This is a genomic window from Flavobacterium daejeonense DSM 17708 (assembly GCF_000425425.1).
Lineage (GTDB): Bacteria > Bacteroidota > Bacteroidia > Flavobacteriales > Flavobacteriaceae > Flavobacterium > Flavobacterium daejeonense.
This window is the reverse complement of sequence record NZ_AUDK01000013.1, coordinates 113,459-127,026: the sequence shown is the minus strand read 5'-3', so window position 1 is coordinate 127,026 and position 13,568 is coordinate 113,459. Positions and strand designations below refer to the sequence as shown.

Genomic DNA, 13,568 nt, shown 5'->3' with positions numbered 1-13,568 from the left:
CAAAGCGGCTGCAAAATTACAACTTTATTCTTTACTCGCAAGAAAAATTTAAAGTTTTTTTTCGATTGTTTTTCGAAGCTAAACCCCTTTTCTCTTAACCAGTATTCCAAATAACTTTGCGCGTTTTGCGGGGTGCAAATGTAAAACATTTTTTATCCAACTTCCAAACTTTATTTTTAAAAATTTCTTCTTAAATCTTAATTCGTTTCTCAGTATGTTTCTCTGAACGTTTTCGCTGTTGCGGGTGCAAAAATAGCACCTTTATTCAATTACACAACACCTTTTGCAAACTATTTTTAAACTTATTTTTTAATACCCTGATAACAAAGCTTTTCTATTTTGAACCTTTTTTGGTTTGTAGGAATTTGGAAGGATAAAAAAGTAACTATAGCACAAATTCCTCGACTCCCGATGTCTCTGGACAAAATGACAACACCAATCTTAATGAAGCTTTACACTACTATATATAGTAGAAATTCCCCACTTAAAACAGACAAACCAGCCCTGATAGTAACAAAAATCCTTTCTAGACGACCTTTAGACAAGAAACTGCTACTAATAAAAAAGAAAATCCGTCCCGAAATACTTCGGGACGGATAGTAACAACTACACTTTTATTCTATTTTAATCCGGATTTGCCAGGATTTTATACAATTCGGCATTAGATATACAAAACTGATTTTCGATATTAATTTGAGACAACTTGGCACTTACCAAATTTGATTCCCTCGAATTAATTAAAAAAACTGAACTTTCCCCGAAAGAAAACATTCGTTCTTCCGAAGCAAGCATCACCATATAATCTTTTACCAGATTATCAATAACACTTTTTTGCTTCCTTAACGAAGCAATCTCCGTTTGCTGCGCTTTTATTTTATTCTTCAATTCAAGTTGCTGTTGCTGTATATCAAAATCTAAATCCTGAATTTTAAGTTTTGCCATTTTAAGCCCACCACGTTCTTTCCTCAAAAAAACAGGAAAACTAAAGTCAACATTAAATTTATAGTCACTGGAATTGAAAGAATTCAAAGAAAGCGGTTTTGCAATAAAATTATAACCAACATTTATTTTAGGCAGCAAGGCATTTGCTTTTAATTGCCTCCCTACTTCCAACATTGATTTTTTGGTCTCCAAAGCCTGAATTTTAGGATGCGATTCTAAACTCTCAAACACCAGCATCATTTCGTCCGTTTTAAGTGTTTCCTCCAGAGTTTCTATTAAATTCTCTTCCGGTCTAACAAAATCCCCCAACTCTACCGGAACATTTTCAATCCATAAATAATTAGACAGGTATAATTTTGCTTTCGCTAACTTCAATTTCCCATTTTCCAGATTCAACTGTCTGTTTCGAACAGTAATTCCAGTTTCCACGCTATCTATTGCCGGATAATCTCCTAATTCTATCAGTTTCTTTACTCCTTCAAAACGTGTAGAAGCAAAACCTAAATACTTACTGTACAATTCAGCTTCGTTAAAACTTTTTCTCCATTCAAAATAAGCCTCACTTGCTTTGTACAATACTTCAATCGCAATGAGCTTTCGTTGTGCATCACTCAATTTCAATTGTAATTTAGCCTCTCTCACATCAGCCATTCGTTGATTAATAAACAATCCCTGGCCTAAAGCCATATTCAACCCGACTGACGTTAATCCCGCATCGGGAGTTTTATTCTGTGGATTATAATATGTTCCGTCAGCCTGATCAAAACCAGCTTTGACTTCGATTCCATACCAGGTGGGAATTTTAAAACTACTATTTAATAACGAATAATATTCGGTTCCTTTAAATTCTTTGGTATTATAATCTACTTCAATTTTAGGATCAAATCCTCCTCGTGCAACCATTAAAGCTGCCTCAGCATTACTAATTTGAAGATTTGCCTGTTTTACTAACGGATGGTATTTTTTCACATAACCTAAAAACTCACTGTAACTCAAAACTTCTTTATTAAAGTCCTGACTGTAAATTACAGAATTATGAAACAGCAAAAAAACAAACAACCATTGCAGAATAGCTTTCAATTTATTTTTTCTCTTTTGCATTTGCATCTTTTTCATCTGACTTATAATAATTTGGCGGAAAACCATTTAAATTTCGCCATATTTCATACCAAACCGGAACCGTTTTTAACAAAGCAATACTTTGCGCACCTGCTCCAATACTCAATTCTTTTGGCCATTTATGATCTTTACCATCAGGAGAAATAAGCACTCTGTATTTTCCATTCGAACTTATAAAATTCTCAATAGCCACAATACGACCTCCAAAAGTTCCATAAGACAATCCCGGCCAACCTGAAAAAACAACCCTTGGCCAACCATCAAACCAAACTCTTACCTTAGCTCCTCGCTGCACTAAAGGCAAATCGATAGGATCTACATAAGTTTCTACAGCAATATCATAAGTTGCCGGCATAATACTCACAATAGAAGTTCCTTCTTTTATTGTTTCTCCAATACCCGCCAACAAAGCTCTGTTTACATAACCACTTTGTGGAGCTGTGATATAATACATTCCACTTCTAATAGCATAATTAGAATATTGATTACGTAATTTATTCACCTGCGCTTCAGTATCATATTGTGTACTTAAAGCCGTAAACTTATCACTTCTTGATTTCGAAATTTTTTCAGAATACTCCGCTTTAATCCTATTAATTTCAACCCGGGCATTAATCAATTCATTTTTACTACTTAAAAGTTTATTCTGCTGCGTAACAAGATATGCTTCTGATTCCTGAAGTTTTAATCTTTTTTGCTCAACATCAGTCAAGGGTTTCAAACCCTCTTTATTCAAAGCCGTAGAACGATTATATTGCGTTTGAGCAATTTTTAACTGTGTTTTTATAGCCTCAAGATCCATACTATCACTTTTAATCTTCAAAAGCGATTGCTTAATTTTATTTTCAGCCTGTTGTAATTTCAGTTGTCTTTCGGCAATAAGAGATTCTACCTGAACATCCAGAGAATTCACTTTATCTCCGTAAGATTCTAAAGCCATTTTTTTAGCATCCACCTGTTGCTTGGTATTCTCAACCAAATTTGGATCTAAATAATCTTCTTTTACTTCTGAAATAAAAAGAATGGTATCTCCTTTTTTCACATAATCTCCTTCCTGAACATACCATTTTTCAATTTTTCCGGCAATTGTATTATGAACTGTTTGCGGTCTCTGATCCGGTTTTAAAGTCGTAACCGAACCACTTCCAGAAATATTTTGTGTCCATGGAAGAAAAAGACAAAAAACTCCAAACAGTAAAAAACCAATAACCACCATATTTAAAAATTTATAATGCGGTTTACGAGCTACACTATTTATAGATTTAAATCTCCCCGGAGTAATCAGCACATCATTATTTTTAGATATATTAAGCATAATTATTTTTTAATATCAGTTATAATTTTCCCATCATCAATCGTTATTACCCTTTCGCATTTATCCTTCCAAATTTCATTTTTAGAAGTTACCACTACCGTCCAATTATTATCTTTAGAAAATAAAAAGTTAACAATTTTAGCCGCCGTTTCCCGATCCATTTTATCAACAGGATCTTCTAAAAACAAGACATTCGGCTTATGTACAATACTTCTTGCCAAAAGAATTTTCTGCATATCAGAATCAGAAAGTTCACTACCATCCGGATGAATTTGATTTTCAAGTCCGTCTGAAAAAGTTTTAATAAAAGGCGTCAGGAACACATTATCCAAAGCCCATTTCAGCTCATCATTATCAATAGTTTCATTTTCAAAAACAATATTTTCTCTAATGGTTCCGGCAAAAAGTGTATCACTTTTTAAAACAGTCCCCGACTGAGCTCTATAAGCATCTTCATCGAGCCTGTTCATATAATTATCCGTCACATACATCGCCCCACTTTCCGGCTCTAACAATCCCGAAAGCAAACGCAACAAAGTACTTTTTCCGGCCCCGTTTGTTCCCTGCAACAAAATTTTTTCACCCTGAGTTATTTTTAAATTAATATTCTTCAGAGATTTTTTATTATGTTTTGGATAATTATAAATAACACTATCGGTTTCAATAGTTAGTCCTGTTTTATTAATATCTGAAGTTTGAGGAATAGACATCATTTCCATATCCGTAACCTGACCAATTTTTTCTAATGAAGTCAAAACATCATAAAAAGCTTCAAGACCAAAAATGATTTTTTCAACCGAATTAATCAATAACACGATAACAATTTCTGCTGCTACAAACTGCCCGATATTCATTTTATGATGAATTACCAAAAAACCACCAATTGACAATAAAGCCGCCGTAACAATAACTTTAAAAACAACCAATTGGACATATTGTTTTCGCATTACCTTGAAATGTTTTTCACGAAAATCAATATACTTACTCACATAAGCATCATTTCGATCCAAAGCATATTCGAAAGCTCTCTTTTTTCTAAAACTTTCACGGTTGCGGGCAATTTCCTGAATCCAAGCCGCGATTTTATACTTAAATTTTGACTCACTCAAACTCGTTTCCAGACCGTCTTTATAAGAAAATTTAAAAATCACATATAAAATACCCGCAAAAAGAAGTCCAATCACCATAAAAAAGGAATGATACAAAACCAATAATATGATTCCTAAACCAACCTGAAGAAAAGCGGTACAAAAATCCAATAAAAGTTTAGCGGTTCCTTTTTGCACCATCAAAGTATCAAAAAAGCGATTGGCTTTTTCAGGAGGATATTCCGAATACAATTCTTTAAACTTAATCAGCGGCATTCGGTAAGCAAACTCAAATGAAGAACGCACAAAAATCCGTTGTTGCAGATTTTCTACAATTCGCAATTGCAAAATCGTCAAAACGCCCCCAAATCCCACTCCGATAGTTACCAGAATCACCAGAACAATCCAGGACACACTAAGCTGCCCGCTTTGAATAAAATTAATAATCGCCTGAATTCCTAAAGGCAAAGAAAGATTCACCAAACCAGCAAAAGCAGCGTAAAAAATAATCTGATATACGTCACGCTTTTCTAATTTAAGTAAATTATAAAATCGTTTTAAAGGTGTCATTTTTTATTTAAATACAAGAATTAATAATAAACATATAGAAAACCATATGCAAGGAAGCATAAAAACTTCCAAAACTCAAAAAAATCACACAAAAAATTGAGGAGGCGGTAAGTGAATTTCTCGGCAAAATCCAAACAAAAAGACCGGATTCTCAAGATTAAATTTCTTACTCAAAGTATTTTGAAAAAGATAACTATTTAAAGAAGTACCAAAAGGAATTAAAAACTCTAGTATAGAAATTTCTTTTACAAATTTCACACCCTTGGCTTCTTTGGTCTTAGTCTCTTCTAATTCATTTGAATATTTATTCCACTTAAACATTTTATCAAAAAAACTACAAATTTTAGTTTCATGATTACAATGATGATACAAATTTCCCGAAATATTAATAATACTCAACAGAAAATACCCCAGCAAAAAAAACCGGAAACATTTACATAAAACACTATGTCTAATACTATTCAGCATCCTCATAAAATTTTGAGGTTGCAAGTTAAGACTTAATTCAAAGCGCTACATTAGAAAAACATTAGAATTCGCTTTCTGCAAATCATTACTGAAATTTTAGCGCATAAAAAAAGCCCCCTTTTTCAAGGAGGCTTTATATTATATAAATTGTAAATATTACAATTTGTTTACAAACTTAGTTAATTTAGATTTTAAGTTAGAAGCTTTATTATCGTGGATAATATTCTTTTTAGCTAACTTATCAATCATAGAAATAACACTTGTTAATTTAGCAGAAGCATCTGCTTTATCAGTAGCTAAACGCAAAGCTTTGATTGCATTACGTGTAGTTTTGTGTTGGTATCTGTTTAATACTCTTTTTTTCTCGTTGCTTCTAATTCTTTTTAAAGCTGACTTATGATTTGCCATTTTACTTTTTTTTAATTGTAATAATTATTTTAAACTATTAGCTAAAAAAGAAAAACCTCCCACAACAACATCTTTTACAATGCAATCACTTTGGTTTTAACTAATAAAATAAACATCTGAGACACTTGATATTTATTTCATAAAACTATTTCACAACTAATTTTGTAGTCCGTAGGGGAATCGAACCCCTGTTACCAGGATGAAAACCTGGCGTCCTAACCCCTAGACGAACGGACCATTATTCCTCTAAGAAAGTTAAGTATTCTATCTTCCTCTATTAACTTGTAGTCCGTGGGGGAATCGAACCCCCCTTACCAGGATGAAAACCTGGCGTCCTAACCGATAGACGAACGGACCAAAATTCCTTATTTAGCGGAACTGTATTTTCAATATTTTTGTAGTCCGTGGGGGAATCGAACCCCCCTTACCAGGATGAAAACCTGGCGTCCTAACCGATAGACGAACGGACCATTGCGTTACATTGTGCAGTGCATTTCTGTATTGCGGTTGCAAAGATACAACTGTTTTTTAATTGCACAATAGCTTGTCAAAAAAAAATATATTTTTTTAATATGCCTTCGCAAAAAACACTCTTTTATTAGACGGGTTCCCAGTAAACACACAGCTTCCTGCTTCTTCAACAGCACTTAAAGGAATACATCTGATGGTAGCTTTAGTCAATTCTTTGATTTTCTCCTCAGTCTCAGCCGTACCATCCCAATGCGCTGATACAAAGCCTCCTTTGTTTTCCAACACCTCTTTAAACTCCTCAAAGCTGTTTACCTCAGTAATATGAGTTTCACGATAATCCAACGCCTTATTGAACAAATCTGACTGAATTTGCTCTAATAATTCGCTAATAAATGCTGCAATTCCTTCTTTAGATTTCACTTCTTTCGTCAAAGTATCTCTTCGGGCTACCTCATAAGTTCCGTTTTCAAGATCTTTTGGTCCTACAGCAATTCGAACCGGAACCCCTTTTAATTCCCATTCCGCAAATTTGAATCCCGGCTTTTGAGTCGTTCTGTCATCAAATTTTACCGAAATACCCAACTTACGTAAATCAGCAATTAATTTATCGACTTCCTGAGAAATCTGAGCTAATTGTTCATCCGACTTATATATAGGAACAATAACCACTTGTATTGGCGCCAAATTAGGAGGCAATACCAATCCCTGATCATCCGAATGCGTCATCACCAATGCTCCCATCAATCTTGTAGAAACCCCCCAGGAAGTCCCCCATACATATTCCTGTTTTCCTTCGGCATTAGCAAACTTCACATCAAAAGCTTCCGCAAAATTTTGACCCAAGAAATGTGATGTTCCTGCCTGAAGCGCTTTTCCATCCTGCATCAAAGCTTCAATACAATAGGTTTCTTCAGCGCCTGCAAAACGTTCTGTCTCGGTTTTTAATCCTTTTACTACCGGAATCGCCATGAAATTCTGAACGAAATCTGCGTAAACATTCATCATTTTCTCCGACTCCTCAATCGCTTCTTTTCTGGTTGCGTGAGCTGTATGGCCTTCCTGCCATAAAAACTCGGCTGTTCTTAAAAACAAACGAGTTCTCATTTCCCAACGGACCACATTAGCCCATTGGTTAATCAATAAAGGTAAATCTCTGTAAGATTGCACCCAGCCTTTATACGTTGACCAAATAATAGCCTCACTCGTAGGGCGAACAATAAGTTCTTCTTCCAGTTTCGCATTAGGATCAACTATTAATTTCCCGGCTTTGTCCGGATCATTTTTTAATCTGTAATGCGTCACTACCGCACATTCTTTTGCAAAACCTTCGGCATTTTTTTCCTCGGCTTCAAACATGCTTTTAGGGACAAATAATGGAAAATAGGCATTTTGATGTCCTGTTTCTTTAAACATTCTATCTAATTCAGCTTGCATTTTTTCCCAAATAGCATAACCATAAGGTTTAATAACCATGCAACCTCTAACTCCTGAATTCTCGGCTAAATCAGCTTTTACAACCAGCTCATTATACCATTTTGAATAATCTTCTGATCGTGTAGTAAGGTTCTTACTCATATTGTATATTTTGGCACAAATTTTGTTTAATTTTATTTAACTAAATAGTTTGGCAAAACTAACTATTTTTGTAATGTGCAACAATAAAAAACCCAACAGATATGAAAACTAATATTTTTTCATTACAAAAAGTGCAAAATTATCTCTATATTGGATTACTAAGCCTTTTTATGGTTTCTTGTGGTTCTTTTCAAAACAGCTCTTATTACGAAAATGACGGAATCTACGGAGCTTCCTACAATAGAAACACCGAAAGAAATACTGTTTCTGACAATTACTACAAAGATTATTTTAATTCGCTACAAAACGAAAATCCGTCTTCCGGCGAAATCTTTACTGATATTGACCGCTACAGTGATTTTGATTCAACTGAAAACAATTCTATAAGCTATGCCGGATGGGGAAACAATCAAACCGGAACAATCGTTAATGTTTACCCTGATTATTGGGGTATGAATTACGGATTTGGATGGAATAACTGGGGCTGGAACAATTGGGGAATGAACTATGGATTTGGCTGGAACAACTGGGGATTAAATTACGGCTGGGGATGGAATAACTGGGGATGGAATTACCCATATAGCTACGGTTATTACGGATGGAATTATCCTTATTATGGTTACAATAATTACTACTATTACTACGGGAACAATAATTACGGAACCCGAAGAAACTACTCTTACAATCCGAGCCGCAGAGGATCAAGCGCTACAAATTCAAGCTACAGCAACAGTACTTATTCCCCAACGAGGAATTACTCTCCAACCAGACGTTATTCACAAAGTAGCAGAACTCCCGTATTTACAAATTCCAGAACGTACAATAATTCGAACAGTACACAAACCAGCAGAAGAAGCAACACACAATATCAAAACAACAATACCCAACAAAGCAGAACTTATTCCAGAAGTGAAAATTATAGCCCTTCAAGAAGCTACAACACCCCTTCATCATCTTCGTCTTCATACAGCACCGGAAGATCTTATGGAGGCAGCAGCGGAGGCAGCAGTAGCGGAGGCAGCTACAGATCATCAGGAGGAAGTCGAAGATAATTAATCGTTAAAAATCACTACAATGAAAAAAAATCTATTTTTAATTATATCTGTATGCTCTTTTGGTATTGCGCAATCACAAGAGATTAGTGACGCTGTACGATTTAGTCAGGAAAACATAAATGGTACCGCCCGTTTCAGAGCGATGAGCGGTGCTTTTGGAGCCTTAGGAGGAGATTTTTCTTCTATAAATGTTAACCCGGCCGGTTCTGCTATATTTGCAAATAACCAAATGGGAATAACCATAAGCAACTCCACCACCAAAAATAAAGCTTCATATTTTGGTTCAACCAATACCGAAGATGATAATTCTTTCGATGTTAACCAAGCCGGACTTGTATTTGTTTTTAACAACAACAGAAGTAATGACGGATGGAATAAATTTTCCTTAGCTATCAATTATGACAACAAAAATAATTTCAACAATACTATTGGTGCTTTTGGAGTCAATCCAACAAATTCAATCGGAGATTATTTTTTAAGCTACGCAAATGGTATTCCTTTAAATAGTTTTAAAGATGCCTATTATGGAAATCTAGATCATGCATCCCAACAAGCTTATTTAGCCTTTGAAGCCTACATTATTGACCCTGCTAACAACGACCCAAATCCTAACGAATACATTTCTAACATTGCTGAAGGAGGAAATTATTACCAGGAAAATACTATTATCACTAATGGATACAATGGCAAATTATCTTTTAATGCAGCAGCAGCCTGCAATGACAAATTTTACATTGGTATCAACTTAAACTCTCATTTTGTTGATTACACCCAATCATCCGTTTTTTATGAAGACAACGACAACCCATTACCTTCAGATCCCGACAGCTACAGAGTAAACAAAGTGCAATTCAACAATGATTTATATACTTACGGTTCCGGTTTTTCTTTCCAACTTGGAATTATTGGAAAAATCACTCCGGAAGCAAGAATAGGTCTGGCTTACGAATCACCAACATGGTACAAATTGAATGACGAATTAACCCAATCAGTAGTTGCTGTAAGCTCTAACACTTCCGGCTCTCTGGATCCTGATGTAATTAATCCAAACATCACCAATGTTTACGCTCCTTACAAGCTACAAACTCCCGGAAAATTCACCACAAGTTTCGCTTATATTTTTGGAAAAACAGGTCTTTTAAGCATTGATTACAGTCTTAAAAACTATAGCAAGACTAAATTCAAACCGGAATACGACAGCTATTATCAGGTTTTAAATAACGAAATGGACAAAACGTTAGCCAATACAAGTGAAGTTCGTGTAGGAGGCGAATACAAAATAGAAAGATTAAGCTTAAGAGCCGGGTATCATTTTCAGGAAAGCCCATACAAAAACAAGAATACTATTGGCGACTTACACGGCTATTCTGCCGGATTAGGATACAATTTCGGCGGAACAAAAGCCGACTTATCTTATGCTTACGCAAAAAGAAATTCGAATCAAGGTTTCTTTAGCCAAGGACTTACCGATGGCGCTGCTGTAAACTCAATTAACAACACGGTTACACTTACTTTATTATTTGAATTATAAACACTCAAAATCCCAACAAACAACCGTCTTGTCTTTTCTAAAACAAGACGGTTGTTTGTTTTTAAAAAATACATTTCAAAAAATCATCCGTACTTTCTTAAAGTACCACAAATAGCATCATAAAAAATAGTCAAATGGCAACAATCCCGATAGCTATCGGGGCAATTTGAATAAAAAAACGTAATTTTGCCATCCAATTTACAATTCTATGAGAACTAAGTCTTTAAAAAAGAACAAAATAAACGTAATTACCCTTGGATGTTCCAAAAACATATACGATAGCGAAGTGTTAATGGGGCAACTTCGTGCCAATGGAAAAGAGGTTGAACACGAAGCACCAGCCGAGAAAGAAGGTAATATTATCGTTATCAACACCTGCGGTTTTATTGATAATGCAAAAGCAGAATCGGTAAATATGATTTTGGAATATGCTGACAAAAAAGAAAAAGGCTTAGTTGACAAAGTTTTCGTAACCGGATGTTTATCGGAGCGCTACAGACCTGATTTAGAAAAAGAAATTCCTAATGTCGATCAGTTTTTCGGAACTACCGAATTACCTCAATTATTAAAGGCTTTAGGTGCCGATTATAAACATGAATTATTAGGCGAAAGACTTACTACAACTCCTAAAAATTATGCTTACCTGAAAATTGCCGAAGGTTGCGACCGTCCCTGCAGCTTTTGTGCTATTCCGATTATGCGCGGAAAACACGTTTCGCAACCTATTGAAAAATTAGTCAAAGAAGCTGAAGGTTTGGCCAGAGACGGTGTAAAAGAATTAATCTTAATTGCTCAGGACTTAACTTATTACGGACTTGATATTTATAAAAAAAGAAATTTAGCCGAATTACTGGAAGCGCTTGCTAAAGTAGAAGGTATCGAATGGATTCGTTTGCATTACGCCTTCCCTACAGGTTTTCCTATGGATGTTTTGGATTTAATGAAACGCGAACCAAAAATCTGTAATTACATCGATATTCCATTGCAACACATTTCAAATTCTATTTTGAAATCAATGCGTCGCGGAACTACTCAGGCAAAAACTACCCAATTATTAAAAGACTTCCGAGCAGCTGTTCCGGGAATGGCAATCCGTACTACTTTAATTGTAGGTTATCCGGGAGAAACACAGGAAGATTTCGAAATTTTGAAAGATTTTGTTCAGGAAATGAAATTTGACCGAATGGGATGCTTTGCTTATTCGCATGAAGAAAACACGCACGCTTATTTGTTAGAAGACGATGTTCCGGATGATATAAAACAAGCCCGCGCCAATGAAATCATGGAATTGCAATCTCAAATTTCCTGGGATTTAAATCAGGAAAAAATTGGAAAAACTTTCAAATGTATTATTGATCGAAAAGAAGGAAATCACTTTGTGGGGCGTACTGAGTTTGACAGTCCGGATGTTGATAACGAAGTATTAATTGACGCTTCGAAATTCTATCTGAAAACAGGCGATTTTGCAATGATTAAAATCATCGACGCTACCGAATACGATTTATACGGTGAGCCAGCTTAAATGCTTTTAGCCATTTTTTAAAAAACTTTAACATGAAAAAGATACAATTCCTCCTCTTATTTTCGTTTATATTAATAAGTTTTAATTCTTTTGCCCAATACGGTTATGGCGGTTATGGAAACGGCTACGGTAATGGATACGGGAATAATTACGGCATGGGCATGAGTCAGGTGGAACAAAATGCTATGAAACCTAAAGAAATTCCAGTAGAAGTTACAGTTGGAAAAATAATGGAAAAGCTAAAACCGGAATTAAATCTGGATGAACTGCAAACGATAGCCATCGGAAATGTATATACCGACATTATCAAATCGCAAACAGCGATTATGAAAGATGAAAAATTGAGCCAGGAAGAAAAATCCAACGAAATAAAAGCTCTTTTTGAAGTCAACGAACGAAAGGTAAACGAATACCTCAATGAGGAACAAAGACAAAAATATAAAGCGCTGAAAGAAGAGCGCGGAAACAACAAAAAAGAGAAAAAGAAGAAAAAGAAAAAGGAAGACTAAACAGTTTTCCTTTTTTAATAAAAATCAAACAGCAATGAGTAAATATTTCATCTATTTAATTCCAGCAATAATCATTTCCTCCTGTTCGACAAATCCTTATAAAAAAAGCGAAAAGGAATATAATACAAAACTCAAAAGCTTTAAAGAACAAATCTCTGTTAAAGAACCGGAACCACTACCTATTGTAAACAAAGTAATAATAAGCATTGACAGTGTATACACCAAACAATTATACACTTTCAAAGACAGTATTTTCAAAGTTGGCTCCACCCAATTAGACAATGGCATCCATACCGAATGGATAAGCACTGTTAATTTTAATCTTCGCAAACCCAATTTTATCATTTTGCATCATACCGCACAGGATTCCATTCAGCAAACCGTAAAAACCTTTACCAAAGAAAGTACTCAGGTAAGCGCTCATTATGTCGTGGCCAAAGACGGTCATGTTGTTCAAATGCTGAACGATTATCTACGTGCCTGGCATGCCGGAGTAAGTTCCTGGGGAAAAAACACCGACATCAATTCGGCTTCTATTGGCATCGAAATAGACAACAATGGCAGCGAACCCTTTTCGGAACCACAAATTACCAGTTTGATGGCTTTGTTAAGCAAATTAAAAAAAGACTATAATATTCCGGCTCAAAACATCATTGGACATTCAGACATTGCTCCAGCCCGAAAAAAAGATCCAAGCGCTTTTTTTCCATGGAAAACTTTAGCCGAAAATGGTTTTGGAATTTGGAAAGATGACATCCTTCCTCTTGCCCCCTTTGATTTTAATCCGGAACAGGCGTTGCGAATTATTGGCTACAACACCAAAAATTTAAATGCAGCCATAACTGCTTTTAAACTGCACTATATACCTGAAGAAGTAAATGCTGTTTTAGATCAAAATACCATAAACACTATCTACTCTATTTACTTAAAACAATAAAAAACAGTTTCTTATAAAGACAAAAATTAGACATAAAAAAACTGCCAAGACACAATCG

Annotated in this window: 11 protein-coding genes and 3 tRNA genes; 5 read left to right on the top strand and 9 right to left on the bottom strand. The window is 35.1% G+C overall.

The window, feature by feature from the left end; translation table 11 throughout:
• Window positions 1-624: 624 nt before the first annotated feature.
• From H599_RS0110655 to proS, 9 genes are all read right to left on the bottom strand, one after another.
• Window positions 625-2,043: a TolC family protein gene (locus H599_RS0110655; protein ID WP_035141459.1), complete on the bottom strand. Its 1,419-nt coding sequence runs from the start codon at window positions 2,041-2,043 to the stop codon at window positions 625-627.
• Window positions 2,024-3,376 (bottom strand): HlyD family secretion protein, encoded by a 1,353-nt coding sequence (locus H599_RS0110650; protein WP_026714125.1) that lies wholly within the window; start codon window positions 3,374-3,376, stop codon window positions 2,024-2,026. Before H599_RS0110650 ends, H599_RS0110655 begins: the two co-directional genes overlap by 20 nt.
• A 2-nt stretch (window positions 3,377-3,378) precedes the next feature.
• Window positions 3,379-5,034, bottom strand: coding sequence for a peptidase domain-containing ABC transporter (locus H599_RS0110645; protein WP_026714124.1), 1,656 nt, complete (start codon window positions 5,032-5,034; stop codon window positions 3,379-3,381).
• Between the two features lie 84 nt (window positions 5,035-5,118).
• The gene (locus tag H599_RS20895) at window positions 5,119-5,355 is read right to left on the bottom strand and encodes a hypothetical protein (protein WP_162174255.1); all 237 of its coding nucleotides are present in this window, start codon (window positions 5,353-5,355) and stop codon (window positions 5,119-5,121) included.
• Between the two features lie 303 nt (window positions 5,356-5,658).
• Window positions 5,659-5,910 carry a 30S ribosomal protein S20 gene (gene rpsT, locus H599_RS0110635; RefSeq protein ID WP_026714122.1) on the bottom strand — a complete coding sequence of 84 codons (252 nt, stop codon included), beginning with the start codon at window positions 5,908-5,910 and terminating at the stop codon, window positions 5,659-5,661.
• A gap of 165 nt (window positions 5,911-6,075) precedes the next feature.
• Window positions 6,076-6,147: transfer RNA gene (locus tag H599_RS0110630), tRNA-Glu, on the bottom strand.
• A 48-nt stretch (window positions 6,148-6,195) separates the two neighbouring features.
• Window positions 6,196-6,267, bottom strand: a tRNA-Glu gene (locus H599_RS0110625).
• Window positions 6,268-6,308: 41 nt separating this feature from the next.
• Window positions 6,309-6,380, bottom strand: a tRNA-Glu gene (locus H599_RS0110620).
• Window positions 6,381-6,477: 97 nt separating this feature from the next.
• Window positions 6,478-7,956: a proline--tRNA ligase gene (proS, locus tag H599_RS0110615; RefSeq protein WP_026714121.1), complete on the bottom strand. Its 1,479-nt coding sequence runs from the start codon at window positions 7,954-7,956 to the stop codon at window positions 6,478-6,480.
• A gap of 101 nt (window positions 7,957-8,057) precedes the next feature.
• On the opposite strand from proS, the gene H599_RS19515 reads away from it, so the two are divergent.
• The 5 genes from H599_RS19515 to H599_RS0110590 all read left to right on the top strand — a co-directional run bounded on the left by H599_RS19515 (window position 8,058) and on the right by H599_RS0110590 (window position 13,510).
• A complete protein-coding gene (locus tag H599_RS19515) occupies window positions 8,058-9,008 on the top strand; it encodes a hypothetical protein (RefSeq protein WP_051590709.1) in 951 nt (316 codons plus the stop codon).
• 22 nt (window positions 9,009-9,030) lie between these two features.
• A complete protein-coding gene (locus H599_RS0110605) occupies window positions 9,031-10,542 on the top strand; it encodes an OmpP1/FadL family transporter (RefSeq protein ID WP_026714120.1) in 1,512 nt (503 codons plus the stop codon).
• Window positions 10,543-10,750: 208 nt separating this feature from the next.
• Window positions 10,751-12,064: a 30S ribosomal protein S12 methylthiotransferase RimO gene (rimO, locus tag H599_RS0110600; protein ID WP_026714119.1), complete on the top strand. Its 1,314-nt coding sequence runs from the start codon at window positions 10,751-10,753 to the stop codon at window positions 12,062-12,064.
• Between the two features lie 32 nt (window positions 12,065-12,096).
• The gene (locus H599_RS0110595; RefSeq protein ID WP_026714118.1) at window positions 12,097-12,573 is read left to right on the top strand and encodes a hypothetical protein; all 477 of its coding nucleotides are present in this window, start codon (window positions 12,097-12,099) and stop codon (window positions 12,571-12,573) included.
• A 34-nt stretch (window positions 12,574-12,607) separates the two neighbouring features.
• Window positions 12,608-13,510 carry an N-acetylmuramoyl-L-alanine amidase gene (locus H599_RS0110590; protein ID WP_026714117.1) on the top strand — a complete coding sequence of 301 codons (903 nt, stop codon included), beginning with the start codon at window positions 12,608-12,610 and terminating at the stop codon, window positions 13,508-13,510.
• The last annotated feature ends 58 nt before the right edge of the window (window positions 13,511-13,568 follow it).